Source organism: Paraburkholderia sp. CI2, from assembly GCF_014201055.1.
GTDB lineage: Bacteria > Pseudomonadota > Gammaproteobacteria > Burkholderiales > Burkholderiaceae > Paraburkholderia > Paraburkholderia tuberum.
Genome location: NZ_JACHDL010000031.1, coordinates 61,076 through 79,931 on the forward strand (window position 1 = coordinate 61,076; position 18,856 = coordinate 79,931).

The 18,856-nt window shown below is 63.2% G+C and carries 16 protein-coding genes and 3 pseudogenes; 9 read left to right on the plus strand and 10 right to left on the minus strand.

Translation table 11 applies throughout. From position 1 onward, the window contains the following. Window positions 1-581: 581 nt before the first annotated feature. Together HDG32_RS31125 and HDG32_RS31130 are read left to right on the plus strand one after the other, a co-directional pair. Entirely contained in the window at window positions 582-1,463 is an 882-nt protein-coding gene (locus HDG32_RS31125; protein WP_184073216.1) for a F0F1 ATP synthase subunit gamma, read from the plus strand. Between the two features lie 209 nt (window positions 1,464-1,672). After that, a complete protein-coding gene (locus HDG32_RS31130) occupies window positions 1,673-1,954 on the plus strand; it encodes a hypothetical protein (RefSeq protein WP_409340065.1) in 282 nt (93 codons plus the stop codon). Between the two features lie 111 nt (window positions 1,955-2,065). Here HDG32_RS31130 and HDG32_RS31135 read toward each other — a convergent pair whose 3' ends face one another. Beyond that, complete coding sequence (locus HDG32_RS31135) at window positions 2,066-3,727, minus strand: bifunctional aminoglycoside phosphotransferase/ATP-binding protein (RefSeq protein WP_184073218.1); 1,662 nt, start codon at window positions 3,725-3,727, stop codon at window positions 2,066-2,068. Beyond that, window positions 3,724-4,032 (minus strand): hypothetical protein, encoded by a 309-nt coding sequence (locus HDG32_RS31140; protein ID WP_184073220.1) that lies wholly within the window; start codon window positions 4,030-4,032, stop codon window positions 3,724-3,726. Before HDG32_RS31140 ends, HDG32_RS31135 begins: the two co-directional genes overlap by 4 nt. A 174-nt stretch (window positions 4,033-4,206) precedes the next feature. Here HDG32_RS31140 and HDG32_RS31145 point away from each other — a divergent pair, with 174 nt between their 5' ends. From HDG32_RS31145 to HDG32_RS31160, 4 genes and pseudogenes are all read left to right on the plus strand, one after another. Next, window positions 4,207-5,157: an acetyltransferase gene (locus tag HDG32_RS31145; protein WP_184073222.1), complete on the plus strand. Its 951-nt coding sequence runs from the start codon at window positions 4,207-4,209 to the stop codon at window positions 5,155-5,157. Window positions 5,158-5,580: 423 nt separating this feature from the next. Continuing rightward, on the plus strand, window positions 5,581-6,270 hold the full coding sequence (locus tag HDG32_RS31150) for a CBS domain-containing protein (protein ID WP_184073224.1): 690 nt from the start codon (window positions 5,581-5,583) through the stop codon (window positions 6,268-6,270). Between the two features lie 226 nt (window positions 6,271-6,496). Then, complete coding sequence (locus HDG32_RS31155; protein ID WP_184073225.1) at window positions 6,497-7,168, plus strand: phosphoribosyltransferase; 672 nt, start codon at window positions 6,497-6,499, stop codon at window positions 7,166-7,168. Next, window positions 7,164-7,355 (plus strand): annotated as a pseudogene (locus HDG32_RS31160) (CBS domain-containing protein); the annotation flags it as partial. The gene HDG32_RS31155 and the pseudogene HDG32_RS31160, both read left to right, overlap by 5 nt. A 253-nt stretch (window positions 7,356-7,608) precedes the next feature. Here HDG32_RS31160 and HDG32_RS31165 read toward each other — a convergent pair. Further along, window positions 7,609-9,303 carry a ShlB/FhaC/HecB family hemolysin secretion/activation protein gene (locus HDG32_RS31165; protein WP_409340067.1) on the minus strand — a complete coding sequence of 565 codons (1,695 nt, stop codon included), beginning with the start codon at window positions 9,301-9,303 and terminating at the stop codon, window positions 7,609-7,611. Window positions 9,304-9,647: 344 nt separating this feature from the next. Here HDG32_RS31165 and HDG32_RS31170 point away from each other — a divergent pair, with 344 nt between their 5' ends. After that, window positions 9,648-11,687 (plus strand): glycoside hydrolase family 28 protein, encoded by a 2,040-nt coding sequence (locus HDG32_RS31170; protein WP_184073270.1) that lies wholly within the window; start codon window positions 9,648-9,650, stop codon window positions 11,685-11,687. Here the strand turns inward: HDG32_RS31170 and HDG32_RS36800 are convergent. The 5 genes and pseudogenes from HDG32_RS36800 to HDG32_RS31195 all read right to left on the minus strand — a co-directional run. Next, window positions 11,684-12,145 carry a hypothetical protein gene (locus HDG32_RS36800; protein WP_260336660.1) on the minus strand — a complete coding sequence of 154 codons (462 nt, stop codon included), beginning with the start codon at window positions 12,143-12,145 and terminating at the stop codon, window positions 11,684-11,686. The genes HDG32_RS31170 and HDG32_RS36800 overlap by 4 nt on opposite strands. A gap of 384 nt (window positions 12,146-12,529) precedes the next feature. Then, the gene (locus tag HDG32_RS31180) at window positions 12,530-13,060 is read right to left on the minus strand and encodes a cytochrome b (protein ID WP_184073227.1); all 531 of its coding nucleotides are present in this window, start codon (window positions 13,058-13,060) and stop codon (window positions 12,530-12,532) included. A 63-nt stretch (window positions 13,061-13,123) separates the two neighbouring features. Then, entirely contained in the window at window positions 13,124-13,561 is a 438-nt protein-coding gene (locus HDG32_RS31185; RefSeq protein WP_184073229.1) for a YeeE/YedE family protein, read from the minus strand. Between the two features lies 1 nt (window position 13,562). Further along, on the minus strand, window positions 13,563-13,994 hold the full coding sequence (locus HDG32_RS31190; RefSeq protein ID WP_184073231.1) for a YeeE/YedE family protein: 432 nt from the start codon (window positions 13,992-13,994) through the stop codon (window positions 13,563-13,565). 44 nt (window positions 13,995-14,038) lie between these two features. Continuing rightward, window positions 14,039-14,395: pseudogene (locus HDG32_RS31195) on the minus strand (TSUP family transporter); the annotation flags it as partial. 138 nt (window positions 14,396-14,533) lie between these two features. Between HDG32_RS31195 and HDG32_RS31200 the strand changes: the two are divergent. Continuing rightward, complete coding sequence (locus HDG32_RS31200; protein ID WP_311540525.1) at window positions 14,534-14,854, plus strand: helix-turn-helix domain-containing protein; 321 nt, start codon at window positions 14,534-14,536, stop codon at window positions 14,852-14,854. 60 nt (window positions 14,855-14,914) lie between these two features. On the opposite strand, the gene HDG32_RS31205 is transcribed toward HDG32_RS31200, so the two are convergent. Both HDG32_RS31205 and HDG32_RS31210 read right to left on the minus strand, forming a co-directional pair. Beyond that, complete coding sequence (locus HDG32_RS31205) at window positions 14,915-16,642, minus strand: tannase/feruloyl esterase family alpha/beta hydrolase (RefSeq protein WP_184073233.1); 1,728 nt, start codon at window positions 16,640-16,642, stop codon at window positions 14,915-14,917. 12 nt (window positions 16,643-16,654) lie between these two features. Further along, window positions 16,655-17,797 (minus strand): porin, encoded by a 1,143-nt coding sequence (locus tag HDG32_RS31210; protein WP_184058736.1) that lies wholly within the window; start codon window positions 17,795-17,797, stop codon window positions 16,655-16,657. Window positions 17,798-18,165: 368 nt separating this feature from the next. Here HDG32_RS31210 and HDG32_RS31215 point away from each other — a divergent pair. Then, window positions 18,166-18,586: pseudogene (locus tag HDG32_RS31215) on the plus strand (AraC family transcriptional regulator); the annotation flags it as partial. Between the last annotated feature and the right edge of the window lie 270 nt (window positions 18,587-18,856).

An 18,856-nucleotide genomic window follows, 5' to 3' on the forward strand; every position in this document is an offset into this window, starting at 1 on the left:
GTGCCGCGAGGTGCGCTCAATTGCTGCCAGCATCGGGCGGCAGGGACGCTAGGCTGAACAGGATGGTCAACGTAAGTGAACCGCCGCAACTTTCGTTAAATTTGACAAGCCCAAGATGCTGGCAGGCTTGGACCAAAAGGTATGTGACAGGTTGCTCGACACGTGCTGCGAGCAACAGGGACAGACAGTCACCGGAAGAAAGGCGGGACCTAAGCTGTTCGTGTAACTGGCGTGGAACACGGTAAGCCCGAATCTTCGCCCTCGTGGCAGGCAAACCGCAAGGAACGCTGACGGGGATGCGGGTAGAGGATGGTCGAGAAAGCGAATGCCGCCCTGTAATGGGGTGGATAGGGGTTGAGCTGCTAAGCGACATCACCCCACGCGAAAGCGCGCAGACTTTGACCGGGTCGTTCTTGACGAGATAGTTTGGGGAACCTTTACAGGATACGCGTCGCTTGCAAGGTTTGATCCGGATCAGCTTGCATGCTGGGCGGGCCGCTATCGTGAGGGAGTTGCGGAGCCGCTCGTCGAGCGCGCGATGCACGAACGTGCGCGCGCGGCGCAACCAGCAGGGAGTCCCGATGAGCGGCAAGCTCAGTGAGATCGAAAGCCGCACCGCTTCGGCGAGGCAACTCGAAACGGTGATTGGCGCGATGCGCGGCATCGCCGCCGCGCGCGAGCGCGAGGCGCAGGCGCGGCTCGCGGGCATCCGCTCGACGGCGGCGACCGTCGGCGAGGCGATCGGGATGGTGCTGGCTGCCGTATCGTCGGCACATGCGGCGCAATGCGCGCCACCGGAAGGCACCGCGCGCATTCTGATCGTGCTATGCACCGAGCAGGGTTTCGTCGGCGGCTTCAACGAGCATCTGCTGGCGCGTGTCGAACGACTGAAGGCGGACGAGCCGGGCGAGATTTTCATCGTCGGCACGCGCGGCGTGATGCTCGCCCAGGAACGCGCATTGCATTACGGCTGGTCCGTGGGAATGGCCTCGCACGCGGAGGACGTGATGCGCGTGGCCAGTCAGCTCGCGGACGCGGTGTTCGCGCGCTTTCGCGATCAGGCGTCGTCGCAGGTGTGGCTCGTGCACGCGACGCCCGGCCCCGGACTCGACGAGCGCATCGTGACGCGGCGGCTGGTGCCGTTCGATTTCACGCGCTTCCGGGTGGCGTCGCGCGGGCAGGCGCCGCTTTTGAACCTGCCGCTCGACGGCTTGCTGAGGGGCCTCACCGAGCGCTACGTGTACCTCGAACTGTGCGAAGGCCTGATGCAGTCATTCGCGGCGGAAAGCGCGGCGCGCGTCGGGGCGATGCTGGCGGCGAGCCGTCATGTGAAGGACCGGCTGCAGGAACTCACGCGCGACTATCGGATCGTCCGGCAGGACGAGATCACCGCCGAAATCGCCGAACTGGCCGCGACGGGCGCCTGCGTGCCGCCGGCTACGTCGGCACGGGGGCAGTCGTGAAGCGCGCCGCGTGCTGGCTCTGCGTGTCGCTGCTCGGTTCGGTGACGTGCGTTTGAGCCTCGGCGGTGGAGCACGGACCGTGTCGTCCGATCGTTCAACTGGGGTCAGCCGATTCCTACGACCGGCTACGACGGACTAACCCCATTTCCGCCGTCGCTGATTTAGATAACGCCAGCCGTTGCCGATAATAGATTCGACGACACGCCGCGATGTCCGGCGCCAAGGTCGGCGAGTCCAGGGAGGCGGCAATGAACGACACCATCATCCTGCTGCGCGCACTGGTCGAGAAATGGCTTGCGCCGACCGGCACGACACCGGCGCACGTGGTGCGCACGGGCCGCCTGGCGATCACCCGGGCGCGGTATGTCTGGCTCGAGGGCGCGATTTCTTCCGGACCGCTGACGATCGTATTTTCCCGGCACGGCAAGGGTTCGTGGGACGTGTTTCCGCCCGTTGAACAGGCACCGGCAATGAGCGCGCGCTACTTCTAAGCGCCCACCGGTATCAACGGATCTGGTGAAGCATCGGCCAGCCGTGGTCGACGCGCACGCGACCTCGATCACGCGCGCAGATCAATGACCCCGCTTCGCGTCGGAACATGATCAGCGGGTCGCAAACGGCGCTGACTGCATCAGTGCAAGCACGGGTCGCCAGAACGCGGGAGAGTCGAACGCCGCCATCGGTACCGCGGTGTCGAATGACAAGGTCAACGCCTGTTCCGCCGGCGTCAGTGCGTCGGCGCTCGCGAGTTGACGCGCGAGCGTCGCGGTGTCGGCGTCGGATAGATCGCGCGGACCATGCCGGCGCGCTTCGACGCGTTGCGCGAGCACCGTTGGTTCGGCACGAAAGTCGAGAATGCGAGCCGGTACGCCAAGCCGTTGGGCGAGCGCGAAAAACGTGTCGCGGTGACGGAACTCGAGAAAGGTCGCGTCGACGATCGCGCTGTGGCCGCTTTGCAGCACGCGGTGCGCGAGTCGAAGAAGGTGGTCGTAGATCGCGTGACGTGCAGTTGGCGTGTAGTGTTCGGCGCCAAGCGAGGTTTGCGCGTCGGGCGCCGGCCGCAGACGCTTGCGTTCGGCATCGCTCGACACTCGCACCGCGCCGCACAGGTCCGCAAGGGCCCGGCTCGCGACCGATTTCCCCGAACCGGAGTAGCCATGACACAGCAGCAAAACGGGTCCCGGCTTCTGCGTTTGCGCCCGTGCCACCTCGAGGTAGCGCAGGGCCGGATCCGGGATGGCGACGTTGCGGCCCGCTACGTATCCCGCTTTCAGGCACGCGACCCACGCCCGCACCAGCGCGCGATAGGCGACGTACAAAGGCATCAGCGACAGCGCCGCATAATCGCCCGACGTTTCGAGCCAACGGTTCAACAGTCGATTGGCCAGACGGGGCTCCGCTCGCGCGCACAGGTCCATCACGAGAAACGCGACGTCCGCTGCGACGTCGATCCAGCGTAGCGCATCGTCGAAGTCGATACAGTCGAACATCGCGATTGCGCCGCGCCAGCGAACCACGTTGTCCAGATGCAGATCGCCATGGCAGCCACGCACGAAACCCTCGGCGCGGCGCCGCTCGATCAGCGGCGCGAGTTGGTCGAGCTGTCGCGCGCACCACGCGGCAATGCCGGGCAGCGCGGGATGGCTGCAATTGGCCAGCAGCGCCGCGTTGATCGTTTCGATCTGCGTTCGCACCAGCGTGGCGCTCCCGTAGCGCGACGACGGCGCGTTGCGGGGCGCCCTCAGGTGATAGTCGGCGAGCCGCTTCGCCGCGCCGTCGATGTCGCGCGGCGTCAGTGCTCCCTTCGCCGCGAGACTCGAAAAGAGCATCGCCTCGTCGAAGCGGCGCATCTTGACCGCGTGATCGACTGTCACGCCGCCGTCCCCGAGTGTCAGCACGCCGGCGTGGCGCGCAATCGGCAGCACGCCGGCGTAAATACCTTGCGCGAGTGACCGGTTCAGACGGAGCTGGGCTTCGCAGCAGCGCTTGCGGGTCGCGGTGGCGGTAAAGTCCGCGAAACCCGGGGCGACGGGTTTGATGATCTTGTACGCGAAGCGCCCGGCGAGATACACGACGGATATGTGCGTTTCGACCCGGACGATCCTGCCCGCCGGATGACGGTACGTGCCCGGCCTGCGCAGCGTCGCGTCGAGTCCGCGCACGCTGCGGCGCGCGGCGCGGAGCCGGTTGGCGAGATGCTGGATGCCGCGCATGCCTGCATTGGCGCGTGCTGAAGAAAGCTTGCGGCTCCGTGGCGAACTCATGCCGGACTCCACCTCGCAGGCAGCTGCGCGCCCATTTCTTCGTGGCGACCGCTCAAGTCGACCGAGCCCGCGACAACCGGGCCGGAATTCGCAACGAGCGGCACGCCGGGCGCGCGTTCGACGATCACGCTGCGCCCGCCGAAACCAGGCATGACCTTGACGGCCTCGGCGAGCGCATTGACGCCATCGAGCAGCCATTGCCGGGCGTCATGGTGAAGCACGAGCGTCTCATTCGGCACGGTTGACCTCCGCGTGGTGGGACGGCCGGCGCCCGCCTTGCGCGCGAGCCGGAATCGTCTACTCATTTAAGCCATCGGGTATGGTAACCGGCTTGATCTGAATCAACGAGGCGGTAGCCGGGCATCGCCAGTCGGTCGGCAACTGCCTGTACGCTTCCATACGAAATGCAGCGTGGGCCACCGATTGACCGCAGTCAAGCCGCGTGCGATCGTGGCAGCAACGCGCCGGTGGAGCAGCGGATGAAGCGATTCGATATTTTCAATGGCGACGCCGACGGCATCTGCGCGCTGCATCAGTTGCGGCTCGCCGAGCCTGCCGACACCATCCTGATCACGGGAGCCAAGCGCGAGGTAACGCTTCTGCAACGCGCGAACGCGCAGCCGGGCGACAGCGTGACCGTGCTGGATATTTCGCTCGACTCGAACCGCGAGCCACTCATCGCGTTGCTGGATCTTGGTGTAAAGATCGACTATTTCGATCATCATTTCCCCGGTCCCATCCCCGCACACGCGCTGCTGACGACGCATATCGATATGTCACCGGATAGGTGCACTGCGCTGATCGTGGACCGCCATCTTCAAGGCCGGTACACGCGATGGGCGGTGGTCGCGGCCTATGGCGACAACCTGCACCGGGCGGCGCATCGGGCCGCCAGTGCGTGCGCGGTGAACTCGTCCGATGAGCGCAAACTGCGCGAACTCGGCGAAGCGATCAACTACAACGCCTACGGGGACAGCGTCGTCGATCTTGCCGTCGATCCTGTCGAGATGTATCGCGCCATTCAACCCTATTCGGATCCGCTCGAGTTCATTGCGTCGACCGGCGTGCTGCCCGAACTGCAGGCGCGACGAACGGAAGACCTCGAACTGGCCTTGGGACTCGCGGTAACGCGGCGGGTCGCCAATGGAACGCTGCACATTCTTCCCGACGCGGCGTGGGCGCGGCGCGTGCGAGGCGATTTCGCCAATCTCGTCGCGCGACGCGACCCGGCGCAAGCGCACGCGGTACTGACGGCCGGCGCCGATGGCCGATACACGGCGAGCGTACGGGCTCCGCTCGATTGTCCGCGAGGCGCCGACGTCCTTTGCAGGAAGTTCGGAGGAAACGGCAGGGTCGCTGCCGCCGGTATCGACGGGCTCGATCGCGCGCGGCTCGACGAATTCGTGACAGCGTTCAGCGTTGCGTTTTGACGCGACGTTCGTGGAGCGGGTGACCGGTAATTCACCGCCGCATCGCAGTCGGCAGTGCGAATTCCCCAGGTGGCGCATCGACATGGGCGCCGTCACTGTCGCTTGGACAGAGGAGGGCGGGCTTGATGCTTGATGCAAATCAACAATGGTCCGCCGCTACGCATCGATCATTGGGCTGTACTCGAACCCGGGGCTCATCACGAGTGGCCGGATCTTTGCGATAGGCGCATCGCACGGCGGAATCGAGGCGTTGCAACGACTGGTCGACGCGAACTTCGTCGCGGCGGCGCACCGAGCGAGCGGATTCGAAGTTGGCGCCGAAGGGAGCACGGCGACGCGTCCTTCAGCGCCTGTCAATTGCGTCGCCTCGCGCCTGCCTGCACCCATGTGCGACAGCGCAGGGCACTCGATATGGAGATCACTATGCAAGCCTCGGACATCATGACGACCCGGGTGGTTTCAATCGCAGCGGAAAGTTCGGTCTATGACGCGGCAAAGCTGCTTGCCGACAGCCGGATCAGCGGCATGCCCGTCGTCGACGACGCAGGCAGCGTGATTGGCATCGTCAGCGAGGGCGATCTGCTCCGGCGCGTCGAAACCGGCACCGAAACGCAGCGGCGCTCGTGGCTCGCGGAGTTCCTCGCGCCTACGCGTCAACTCGCGGTCGAGTATCTGAAGGAGCGTTCGATTCGGGTGCGTGACGTGATGAGCGCCCCCGCCGTCACCGTCGACGAATCGACGCCGCTTGGCGCGGTCGCCGAACTGCTTGGGCGCAAGCACATCAAGCGGTTACCGGTCTTGAGCAAGGGCAAGCTCGTCGGCATCGTCAGCCGGGCCAATCTGGTGCGCGCGCTCGCGAGTTGCGCACCCGCGCAGCTCGATGCGCAACCGTCGGACGATCAGATTCGCAGCGCGATCACGAAGGAACTCGACGGACATCGTTGGGCGATGGTCGCCGACGGCCTGATCGTCACGGACGGCGTCGCTCATTGCTGGGGAGCGGTGCGCTCCGAGGAAGAACGCGAGGCGATCCTCGCCGCCGCCGCGCGGGTGCCAGGGGTAAAGGGCGTAAAGGATCATCTGGAATATCCGGTCGCGTTCACGCCTATGTGAACAGGGGCGCGGCAAATCGCGGGCATTCCGGCATGCCCTGCACGCCGTGCCGCGCCATGGTCCCGACGCAGTGCCTGGACCTCGACCGTCCGTTCCAGACGTCGCAGTTCTTCCGCTCGGTGACGATCTTCGCGCCATCGCGCTACAACCGTGATTTTCCTTGATGCAGCCGAGTGATGGCATAGTGGGTCTGGCAACGCGCACCGACGTTGCGGGAGGAAAAGCGATGGGCAACCTGTTTCGCGACCGCGCCGACGCTGGCAGACAACTGGCCCACGCACTGCGCGACTATCAGGGTCGCGGCGATCTGGTGGTGCTGGCTCTGCCGCGCGGCGGCGTTCCTGTCGCGTTCGAAGTTGCACGGGCATTGCACGCGAAGCTCGACGTTCTCGTCGTCAGAAAGCTTGGGGCGCCGCAAGACGAGGAACTGGCGATGGGCGCCATCGCGACGGGGGGCGCCCTTCATCTGGAAAGGTCGGTGCTTCGCGAACTGCAAATCAGTGACGCCGAATTGGCCGACGTGATCGCGCGCGAAACAGCCGAACTCGCGCGCAGGGAACTGGCGTACCGTGGGGAATGCCCGCCGGTGCCAGTACAGGGCAAGACGGTGATCGTGGTCGACGACGGCATCGCGACGGGGGCGTCGATGCATGCGGCGCTCGACGCACTCCGCAGCAGACATCCCGCTCGGATCGTGGTGGCGGTCCCGGTGTCGCAATCCGATGCGTGCACGGCATTCGAAGGAATTGCGCACGCGTTCGTGAGCGTGCTGCAGCCCGACTGGTTGATGGGGATCGGCGGGTTCTATGTGAATTTCGACCAGACGACCGATGAAGAAGTCCGCGCCTGTCTCGCCGCCGCGCGCGGTTGGGAGCCCGAGCAGGGCTCGGCGGGATGATCTCTGGCTCGCCGCCTCGCGAATGCGTTTGAACGGCGTGCGGCGCCTGCCCGTCGTCGACGCCGCTGGCGGGCTGACCGGCATCGTCTCGCTCGACGATCTGCTCGAGGCGGTGTCTGGGCTTCTGTCGGAGCTATTGCTTGTGACGGGTCGCCAGCCTCACATCGAGCAGAAGAATCGCGGGTGACGGTAACGCGGCTCATGCATCGACCCCGATCAACGTTCACTTCGCCGGCCGCCGTGGGCCTGGAAGTGGAACGCCGCTCGGAGAGCGGCCCGCGTGGCGGCGCAATTGACCGGATGCGATTCGATTGTCTTGATCGAAGGCTCAGCGAATCATGGAAGACGCTCGCGACGCGCCCTGCTGCTTCATCTGGGGCGGTTGATTGGAGCCCATGACGGAAGAGTCGCGCTACGGCCGGACTTTGAGCATCGACGGCTCACGTTCCGACCGACACGTACAAGAGCACGATCGGCGCCTTCGAACCATTTGGTGTCGCCGAGCGTAATGGCGCGCCATAGGTGCAGCGCAAATCCACGAATCTCGACCATTGGACGCGCACGCCCGCGCCGACGCCCGCGAGCAGACCGGGGTTAGTTTCGGCTGGCTGGTCGATCGTGCTCCATACGCGGCCCGCATCGAAAAACACAAAGGGTTGCACGACTGCGTTGCTCGCGCCGAGCGAGATCGCAGGCGTGCGCACCTCGGTCTGAATGTTCCAGCCGCGATCGCCCAGCGTGACGTATGGGTCGTAGCCTCGCACACTGGACTCCCCGCCGAGCCCCATCTCCTCGCTCGGTAATAACGTGTTCGGCGTCCACTGGAACGTTCCGTTCGTGATCAGCGTGAAGCCAGCCCCAAGCGCGGTGGCACGAGACGCAGTCAACTGCATATAGATGTAGCGGGCCGTCGCGCCTTGCCGCGCGGCGTTAAATGCCGAATCCTGATTGTTGCCATCCAGTCCGCCCGGACTGGCGACGAGTGCCGCCGCGGCGTGCGCCGTGCCAGCCTCGGTCGGTTTGCTGATGTCGTAAGACAACACGAACTGATGTATGTGCGTATTCGAGTTGAAAACCTGGGAGCCGCCAAATTCCAGGTCGTTGTTGCTGCGCTTGAAGTCGTATCCGATCTGGATCAACTGTGTCGTGTCCGTGATGGTCGGCAGACGCAAGTCGTAGCGAAAGCTGAACTGCGCAGAAATGCCCGTTTGCCCATACGTGTCGGGCAACCGTGGCGTGCTCTGCGCGTAGACGCCGAACAATTCGATACTGTCGAGCCAAGGCAGCGGCGCCGTGTAGTTCAGCGCGTGCGCGGTGAAGCGGGCACGGTTCGGGCGGCCTTCGATATTCGGATTGCCGCTGAACAAATCGTTGCTGGCCGTGAATTGATAGGCGATCTGCTGATCGAGACCAAGCAGGTTGCCGTAGCCTATGCCTGCAAAGAACCGATCACGGCCGAGCTCCGGCACGCCTTCATTGTCGTAACCCGCGCTTACGCGAAGCGGCAGCCGGTCTTCGGTTTGCAACACGACGTCGGTCGTGTCGGCGGCCTCACCGGGCGCAAAAACAGCATCGACCCGTCGATATGGATTCGCGTTGAGCACCGCAAGTCCCTTCGAGACCGCCGATTGCAGGACCGGTCCGCCGGGCTCGAGCGGCATTTCACGTTCGAGAAGCCTGCTCGAAAAGTAGGTGTTGCCGCTGGCATGAACCCGACCCAGTTTGAATTCGGCAATGGCGATACGCACGACACCCGAGCTCACGTCCTGTTCCGGCACGTAGACGTCGACGAGCGGCTTTCCCGCCGCCCGATAACGCGCGACCACGGCGCGGCGTATCTCGGCGAGGCGGCCGAAGGTCAGCGGCTTGTCGAGGTCCGTGGCGAAGCTCTGCAGGAAGGCGGCGTCGAGTACGGGCAATCCTTGCGCGACGATACGACCTTGCTGCCTCGGCGATGCCGCCGCGGACGCGCCGGCCGGTTCGAAGATGAGCCCGGCAAGCCGCTCGACAGCGATCCGTGCGGACTCGGCCTGCGCTTCCGGGGAGGAGGGTGACGACGCGCTTCGCGGCGCCTGCGGTGCGGGTCGCGGCGCGAGGTCGCGCCATGCCTGTGCCGCCACTGGTGAGGTCTGCATGATGCCCGCAATGCACGTTGCGACCAGCAGGCCGCCGCCCTCAACCCGATGTCGCGCATGCAATACGAGCCTTCCGTCGGTCATGGCGATACCTATTAACGGGTGTGGTGCATCGAATCCGGAGCCGCACGTCGAAATTATTCTAGTCGAAGCGCCTGCGCGAGTTTCCAAAGGCGACCCGAACCCTCTTCACACCTCGCGAATGCTATCGAGGAAACATTTAGCAAGGGTTTCCACCATGTGTACTGACCCGCGTCTTGTCTTTACTCTTCTGTACTTGTCATACAACATGCGCGATGACGATTCTCTCGTGCGCCTACAACTATTTGTCCGGAGGGGACTCCATGTCCAAGCTGTCGTGCGATCTTGATAAAAATGCGCCCGCAACGGGCGACACCTTGCGCATTTCGCGCCGTGGCTTCATTGGCCTCGGAGGCGCGCTCGCCGGCAGCGCACTCCTGCAGGCTTGCGGCGGCGGCAGCGGAGTTTCCGCTGCCGCGGCAGGCGGAAGCAGTAGTTCCACGCCAGCGACGGGAAGCACGCCGTCAACGGATGCGGCCGACCCGATCTGGGGTCCCAACGGCTCAGCGACGAACATCATTAATGCGCTGCAGAAGATCACGCAGAGCGCGTTCCCGGCCGTCGATTTCCAGGTCGAACAGTACGGTGCGCAACCGTGCGCGGTCATTGCCCAGGCCAACCCCTACACCGGCAGTTCATCGCCCCTGAGTACGGGGGCCGGCGCGACCAACGCACCGGGATCGTTCGATTCACGTCCCGCTTTCCTCGCGGCAATCGCGGCCTGCAGTGCAGCCGGTGGCGGCCGGGTCGTGGTGCCGGCGGGCACGTGGTATTGCGCGGGTCCCATCGTGCTGCAGAGCAACGTCAACTTCCATCTGAGCGCGAACTGCACGATCTATTTCAGCCCGAATCCCGCCGACTATGCGAAGGACGGTCCGGTCAACTGCGGCGCCAACGGCAACCTTTACTACAGCCGCTGGCAGGCGAACGACTGCCTGAACTTCGGCTCGCCCGTGTACGCGCGAAATGCGAACAACATTGCGGTGACTGGCGAAGGCCCGACCTCGGTGCTGAACGGTCAGGCGATGACGCCGTTCGCCGGAAGCGGAAACACCAGCACTTGCTGGTGGACCTACAAGGGTTCCAGCGGCGCATACGGCTGCGCGGGCTCGACCACGCCGTCCCAGGCCTATACGAATCCGAACAACGTCGATCTGATGGTGGTCGCCCCTACCATCTCGGCCTCGCTCTACACGCTATTGACCAATCCGGCTACGCCGTGGCAGCAAGACCAGAACTACCTGCCGGCGCTCTCCGAAGCGGGCGTGCCGGTCGCGCAGCGAATCTTTGGTCTCGGCCACTATCTGCGGCCGTGTATGGTTGAGTTCATCGGTTGCACGAACGTGCTGATGGAAAACTACCGAACCAACAACACGCCGTTCTGGCAGCATCATCCGACGGACTGCACGAACGTCGTGATCCGTGGCGTGACAGCCGACAGTATCGGACCGAACAACGACGGCTTCGACCCCGACGCCTGCAACACGGTGCTGTGCGACAGCGTAACGTTCAACACCGGCGACGACTGCATCGCGATCAAGTCAGGCAAGGATCTCGACACGGAGTACGGACCCGCGCAGAACCATGTGATCCAGAACTGCATGATGAATAGCGGTCACGGCGGCATTACGCTCGGCAGCGAGATGGGTGGCGGCGTGCAGAACATCTACGCGCGCAATCTGACCATGCTCAATCAGTTCTGGGCAACGAATTCGCTGAACATCGCGATCCGTATCAAGACGAACATGAACCGTGGAGGCTACGTCAAGAACTTCTACGTGAATGGCGTCACGCTTCCGCATGGCGTGAGCCTGACGGGTGGAGGCTACGGCAGCAAGATGCTGACGGGCAGTCCGATCAACGGCACCGTGCCCATCGGTGTGGCCACCGCAACAGCCGCCAACCCGTCCGCGTCTCAAGGCGGCCTGATCACGTTCGATTGCGATTACCAGCCTGCCGCCGATGCGATTCGCACACGCCCCGCGCTCATTGACAACGTCAACATCACGAACGTCAATGCTTCGAACGTGACATTGGGCAGTACAACCGGCTCCTGTTTCCAGGCCATCGTTGCACAAGGTCCAGTTGCGTTCGATTACAATGGTCCGGCGCCTGCGCCGACCGTACCGGCAATCACGGGAGTGACGATTTCCAACTGCGACTTCGGCACGCCTGTGGCCGCAGGCCCAGCGAGCGCCAGCACGCCGGGTCCGATCTACCTCTACAACGTGCACGACATTACGTTGCAGAACGTGATCATCGCTGGGCAGACGCTCAATCAGACGCTGTCGGATCCGCGTTAAATACGACGCACCAAAGAGCGGCGAGGCGCCGCTCTTTGGCGTCGCACAGCTAAAGTGACGTCGTCGCGGAAGGCGTCGAACGAGCGGAACAATTGGCTTTCCTGGCCGAGCAGATTGCGGGCGAGTGCGATGATCGCACCGATAATCGTCTCATCCGCAAGACTGCTGCCAATGCCGCGGATGAACGACCAGATGCCATCAGCGGTGCTATATAGCGACAGCTCCGCATAGACTGTCCGGTTCCAGTAGAGGTAGCCGCCCGCACCCACAACCTGCTGCGCGAGCGTACCTTCGAGGATTGGCAGGAACTGGGGTGAGCCAACCGTGCTCGTCGAAGAGCAAGCGTACGGGTAACTCCATGCCGGAGAACTGTTCCACACATCCTGAACGATCGGGTTGTTGTGCAGGGTGGTGCCGGGAATCAGGTCCGCTTGCGTTCCCAATGATCCTGTCGACATAACGGCAATCCATGTTGTCCGATGCCAAGTGGCCGATCCAGCGTCCATCGCCGCCCTGATGATCGTAGTTCGAGTAGGTAAATTGCGTGAACGCACCGATCCTGTCGGTGATCTTGCCGGCGAGGAAGATGCTGGCTGAATCGAAAATCGGCAGACCCTCTTTGGGAGAGACGATATTGCCGCTGGCATCATGGTTGAGCCTCGTCCTGGTCACGTCGAGCATCGCCATCACGACCACTGGAATCGTACGTTCGCCGAAGGTATATCCGTTCAGCTTGAACATTCGACCGTACGGCGTCAGTTCGGGAAACTGTCCGCCCGCGTGACATGCCACGCAGCTTTGCCCTGTTTGACGGGCAAATGTAGGGAGCGCTCGAACTACCGCTAGAGCTTCATGCGCTGCAGAACGCGGTCGCCGGCGACGAACTGATGAAACATCACCGCTGCGATATGCAGGCAGATCACGCCGAATAGAACCCAAGCGAGGACGCCGTGAACATCGCCCATCGCATGTCCGAATGACGAACCCGGTGCCGACAGTGAGGGCAACGAAGCAAGTCCGGCGAGGCGGACCGTCCACGTGCGCGACGAAGCGTTGATCCAGCCGAGCAGCGGCACCAGCACCAGCAGCACATACAGCGCGAGGTGCGTGAGCTTCGAAGCGGCGCGAAACAGCGGCGGCAGGTTGTCCGGCGGCGACCGATGAGTCACGCGCCACAGCACCCGCAACACCATCGCTGCGAGCAGTGCGGTGCCGACGCCAAGGTGCCAGGCGATTTCGCCGTCCGGCACGGTATCGCGGTGCACGTCCGGCATCGTCCAGCCGATCACGAACTGCGCGGCAACCAGCCCGACGACGAGCCAATGGAGCAAACGTGCGACGATGTCATAGCGGTGTTCAGGGGAGACTTGCATAGGGGAGCCTGTGAGTTGGATTCAGTCGAAACAGATCGTACACGACCGCGCCTTAAGGCCAGGTTAAGGGGCGGTTGCCAAGGCCGCCTGTCTGCGCCGTTCCAACGACTCGAAGACCGCCATTCCCGCGATCATCGCCGCCACGAACACCCACGCTTTCACCGACCCGAGTCCGAGCGCGACGAGCGCCGGGCCGGGACAGAACCCTGCAATTCCCCAACCGACGCCGAACGCGAGGCTGCCCACCATCAGCCTTCGCGTGACGTGCGTTGACGTGGGAATCTGCATCGGCAATCCGAGCAGCGACTTGCCGCGGCGCTTCGCGATCGCGAAGCCGATTGCTGCGACAGCCACCGCGCCGATCATCACGAACGCGAGCGACGGGTCCCAGCGTCCTGCGAAATCGAGGAAGCCCAGCACTTTGGCGGGGTTGGCCATGCCCGACAACAGCAGGCCGAAGCCGAACAGCAGCCCGCATACGAATGAAACGACTGTTGCCATCCTAGGCTCCGAGAAGATATCGCATGATATAGACGGTGACGAAGCCGGCCGCCATGAACGTCGCCGTCGCTACGAGCGAGCGCGTGGCGCCGCGTGAAATGCCGCACACGCCGTGTCCGCTCGTGCAACCGCTGCCATAGCGGGTGCCGATGCCGACCAGAAAGCCGGCCGCGATCACGGCCGGCCACGACGCGTCGACGGTGATCGCGACGGGCGCACCGACCGCGCGCGCGATTACCGCGGCAGCGACCAGCCCGGCAACGAAGGCGACGCGCCATGCGCCGTCTCGCCTGGTCCAGCGCAGCAGGCCGCCGACTATCCCGCTGATTCCGGCGATGCGGCCCAGCAAAAGCACCATCGCCGCAGCCACGGCGCCGATCAGCAGGCCTCCGCACAGGGACGCGAGCGGGGTGAAATGGTCGAGATCGATCATCGTTCAGGTTGACTGTCGTGTGAGTTGGAGGGAAGCGGCAGCGCTTACATCAGCGCCGCTTTGACCAGCAGGGCGAGCGCCACGCAGACGAGGATGCTCGCAAAGCCCAGTTGCACCTGACGCGCGGCGATGTGATGCGATGCAAGCCGTCCGCTGAGCATACCGGTGGCGGTGGCGCCAGTGAACCACAACGCGACTTCGGGTGGAAGCGTTGCGCCGTGCGTGGCCGTCGCGAGAACGCCGCCACTGCCGACGAGTGCGATCACCATCAGCGAAGTCGCGACGATACCGTGCATCGACACGTCCGTCAGCTTGCGCATCATCGGCACGATGATGAAGCCGCCGCCGACACCGAGCATCCCCGTCATCAATCCCGTCAGCGAACCGGTGGCCGCGAGCGCGGCTGCGCGTTTCCGATTCATTTGCCCGCGGTGCGCGAGCGTGTCGACGACATCGCGCTGCTCGCGGATTCGATCCTGCGGCGCATTGCGTCGGCGCGCGCCGGATCGTCGCATAAAGCGTCGATTTCCGCGGACGCGATGGCGCAGTTGCGCGCCTATGCGTGGCCCGGCAATATCCGCGAATTGCGCAACGTACTCGAGCGCGCCAACCTGCTCGCCGACGGTGGCGTGATCCGCGCCGAACACTTGCCGCAGGCGGTCCGCGACAGGGCTTCCGGCCGTGGGCAGGATTCGCTGGCGGTGGGCGTGGGCTTGCCGCGCAAGCTGACCGATGCGGAACTCGCGCGCGCAGCGGCGCAATTCCGCGGAAAACGCAGTGAGCTTGCCGCGCAGCTGGGATTGAGCGAGCGCACGCTTTATCGGCGGCTCAAAGCGATCGCGGGCGGTGAGGGCGCCTAACGTTTCCTCGGCGTAGTGGGGGAGCGTTCACATCTTCGCCCCCCTCGCACGGTCAGTGGCTTAGCTGCAAGTGAAACTGCTTGCCGAGTTCACGTCTCCGCTGGTATAGCGGGCCACCTTCGGATACGCGCAGAGCGGACGCGTGCGCCCGGCACCCCAGCTAGTCGGCACCTCGCTATTCGGTATCGCGTTGGTCGTGTCGCGAGCCGTTGCGATGACCCGGTTCGGCGCTTGCCCTTGCTCGACCCATGCCACCATAGGCGTCAACATGTCGAACTGATCGGCCGTCGGACCGCCGCTGCAGTGGTTCATCCCTGCTACCGTGAAGAGCCGGGCGAAATTGCTCGCGTCACCGCCACTAGCCGTGGACAAGCGCTGATACCAGTCGGTCGTATCGTTCGACGAGAACACTGGATCGCTCGTCCCGTGATAGACGATCAACTTCGCGCCCCGGCTCCTCAGACCGCTCAAATCAGTCTCGTTCGGCGGGGTCATGAATGACCACGAAGTCTCGGAATAGACACCGTTCGTTGCGAAGATCTTCGGCGCGTCACTGTCCATGTTGAAGTTCAGAGCGTAGGCGCCGATGGAGCTGAGCAGCGAAGCGCTCTGCGGCGGCGACGTAAATACGAAGGCCGCCGCGGCCGGGTCAAGGCTGATCGAATTGCCTTGCTTCCACGCGGCCCAGCCTGATCCGTTGACACCGACGTCATACGGAAAGCTCGCATAGAGCGCAGTGCCAGCGCTATTTTTCGCCCCAGAAAAAATATTTCCAACGGCTTGCTTTTGAGCCGCCGTAAGACAGGTGCCGTCGCGCCCATTGCTCGAACATGTCGGTACGTCCGTGGCCAGGTCGAAGTTCGCCTGGCACGCTTTGATGTCTTGCACCATCCCGTCCGCTACACCATCCAGCGAATCGCACTTCGCGATGACCTTCGACGCGATGAGCTGCCTTTCAGCAGTCGTCAAGCCGGTGGTGATATCGGCAATTCCGGCCGACGTTTTGGCGGTCGCGACGGTAGCTAGCTGTTGTGCGCTCCACATCTGCCCGATCGCCGCCTTTGGCAAATGAAAGCCGGGGTCGCCGGCAATGATGCCGTCGTAATCCGCGAAAGACCTGGCTGCCGCCACCATCGCATGACGGCCGCCGTTCGAGCAACCTTCGAAGTAGCTGCGGTCGGGGCCCTTGCCATAGGCCAACTTGATCACCTGCCTGGCCATTGGCGTGAGCGTGGCAACGGCGTTATAGCCATAATCGAGGCGCGCCTGGGGATCGAGACCAAACAGCGGGTTTTGCGACCCGGAATGACCTGCATCCGAACTGATCACGGCGAAGCCCATGTTTAGCGCGTTGTTCAGCGGGCCCCCGCCACTGAGCACCCCCGTCGCCGATGTCACATTACCGTCGAGACCACCGTTGGCCTGATAGAAAAAGCGACCATTCCACGCGATAGGTAGCCGCATTTCAAAACCAATCGCATAAGTTTGGCCGTCAACGGCGCTCGTGCGTTGATTCATTTTCCCTTCGATCACGCAATGTTCGGGCACGGACTTTCCTGCCACCGTGAGCGTTCCGGCCGGCACGTCGGTAACGGACGTGAACGTCGTGGCCGCAAACGTCAACCTGGCGGCGAGCGCGCTGCAGTTTCCTGACAGCGTCGCGGGTTGTGCTGCGGAAAGCCGAGGCAATTGTGTCGCACTGGTGGAGAGCGAGTCGGAACCGCCGCCGCAGGCCGCCAGCATCGCGGACACTGCCGATACGCACATAGCAATTGAAGTTCGTTTCATTCTCGCCCCCTATCAGAACATGTGTTTAATGCCGACCATCACGCCCGTTTGACCCATGCCCGCGCCTGGTGTGGTCCCACCGCCGCCACCGCTGACCGAATAGCGCGCCTTCGCGCTGTTCGCGAGATACGCAGCCTGCGCATAGACCGACGAACGCTTGCTCAGAAGATAGGTGGTGCGTAGCGTTCCCATCGTGGCGCGGGTATCGTGGTCGCTATTGATGATCCGAAACACTTCGCCATCGAGGAGGAACGCAGGCGTGACCATGTACGAAGCGCCGAGGAAGAACAGATCCGAACGGATATTCGGTACTGTCGGCGACTGGGTCACTACGCGGCGTCCAATCCAACCTGCGCCGATCTTCGCGCCCGCGTACTGCGCATAGGCGCTCAGTTGGGTACGGGCGTCCTTGTCCGCGGCGTTGATGAGGGGTGTCGGCGCAATTCCGTCGAAGAAGTTGGCGGCTGCGGTCGCGCCGCCGCGTTGCTCCTCGTACGACGCAGCCGCGCCGAAATATTGAGAGTCGTACTTGAGCATTGCGGACCAGTCGCGGCATTCCGTGGCGTGGCCTGGAACCGAGCCGGTACAGGTTCCTTGTCCCGGCGAGTTGCCGGTACCCGCCGCGTCCCGTCCGAATGAATAGCCCGCGCCCAGCGTAAAGCCCTTGTACGAGCCAAGATAGGTGATGGAGTTGTCGGCGCGTGCGTTGGGCACATAGGCATCCAGGGAGCCCATGCCGTAAATGTCCGGACCGATGATGTCGGCGCCCTGAACCGCAAGATAGGTCATCGTGTACTGACGGCCGAACGCGAGCGTTCCATACGGGCTTTTCATGCCGACGAATGCCTGGCGTCCAAACAGCCTCCCGCCCTGTCCAGAACTGCCGTCGCGCACGTTAAAGCCGCTTTCGAGCGTGAAGACAGCGCTGTAGCCGCCGCCTAGATCTTCGTTGCCGCGCAGCCCCCAGCGTGATGGGAACTCTCCGGTAACGGATGGCATGCGAAAGACGCTGTCGCCCTTCGCGTTCGCGTGCGAGACATACTCGATCCCCGTGTCCACGATGCCATACAACGTGACGCTCGATTGCGCAAAGGCTCCAGTGCTCAGCGCGCATAGCGCACCGAACATGAGAACGTGAGTCGACTTCAATTGCATGGTGACGTCTCCAGACCAGTTGTATGTTCTTTTGTTGAACTGCGGTTGAGGGATCTTCGGTTTCAGGCGATTGCAGCGATGAGCGTGACGGGGATGCCGGCGCCGATCACCGTTGATACAATATCAGGCAAACTGATATAAAGAACAAAATAAAACGCGTCCTGGAAGACGCGCCTGTCCGTCGCGATAGTTCCGTATTTGATATCAGGTATCCTGACAACGCAAGCATGAAATGTTCGGTAGATACCCTATGCAGCGGGATGATGCGAGCCGAGCGTTGATCGGTGACGGCCGCCCTTCCGACGAGCAGCGCAAACTGTACGAGCTCGCCTACGCGCAGGTCCACTTCAATATGGACGCTCGCCGGCTCGCTGGTGTCGCCCACGCTGGCGCTGCGCATGCGGTGGGGCGAAGCTTGCCCGCAGGCCATCCTGCGTATCGAGCGCGATGTGCTCGAGCGTCATGCACAGCGTCATTTCGGCGACGCGGCGCGTGGGCAATCGAATTCGAGCCAGGATTCGCACTGACGTCGGCACAGGGGTGTGCCTGATGCAGTTGCTGCCGATGCTCGCGGAAATCATGAGTACGGAGGCGCATCCGCTGCGCAATCCACTCGCATTTGAGCAGTTCGAGTCGACACTACTGAACGCGCTTATCTACGGTCAACCGAACAGCGTACGAAGCGGCATGACGCGCGAGCGCAGACCGCTTGCGCCGTTTTATGTACGACGGGTGGAGGAATACATCCGTGCGCATTTGCAGGAGCCGCTAACGATCGAGCGGCTCGCGCTGACGGAATGTGAGCTGACGATGCATCCTGAAAAGTCAAAGATCGTGTATTGCAAGGACAGAAGTCGCACCCAAACCTACCCGAATGTGACCTTCTGGAGTTGACCCGCTTTCGTGGATACCTATCCTTTGGAACAGGAGGTGTCCATCATGGGTAAACGCCTACTTCGTAAAATACTTTTTCTGAAAATGAAATAATCAGAATTTATCGGCGCAAAATTGTTAAGTGCCTGTACGCCTTGAAGGGCAATCTCATGCAGGCACGGACGA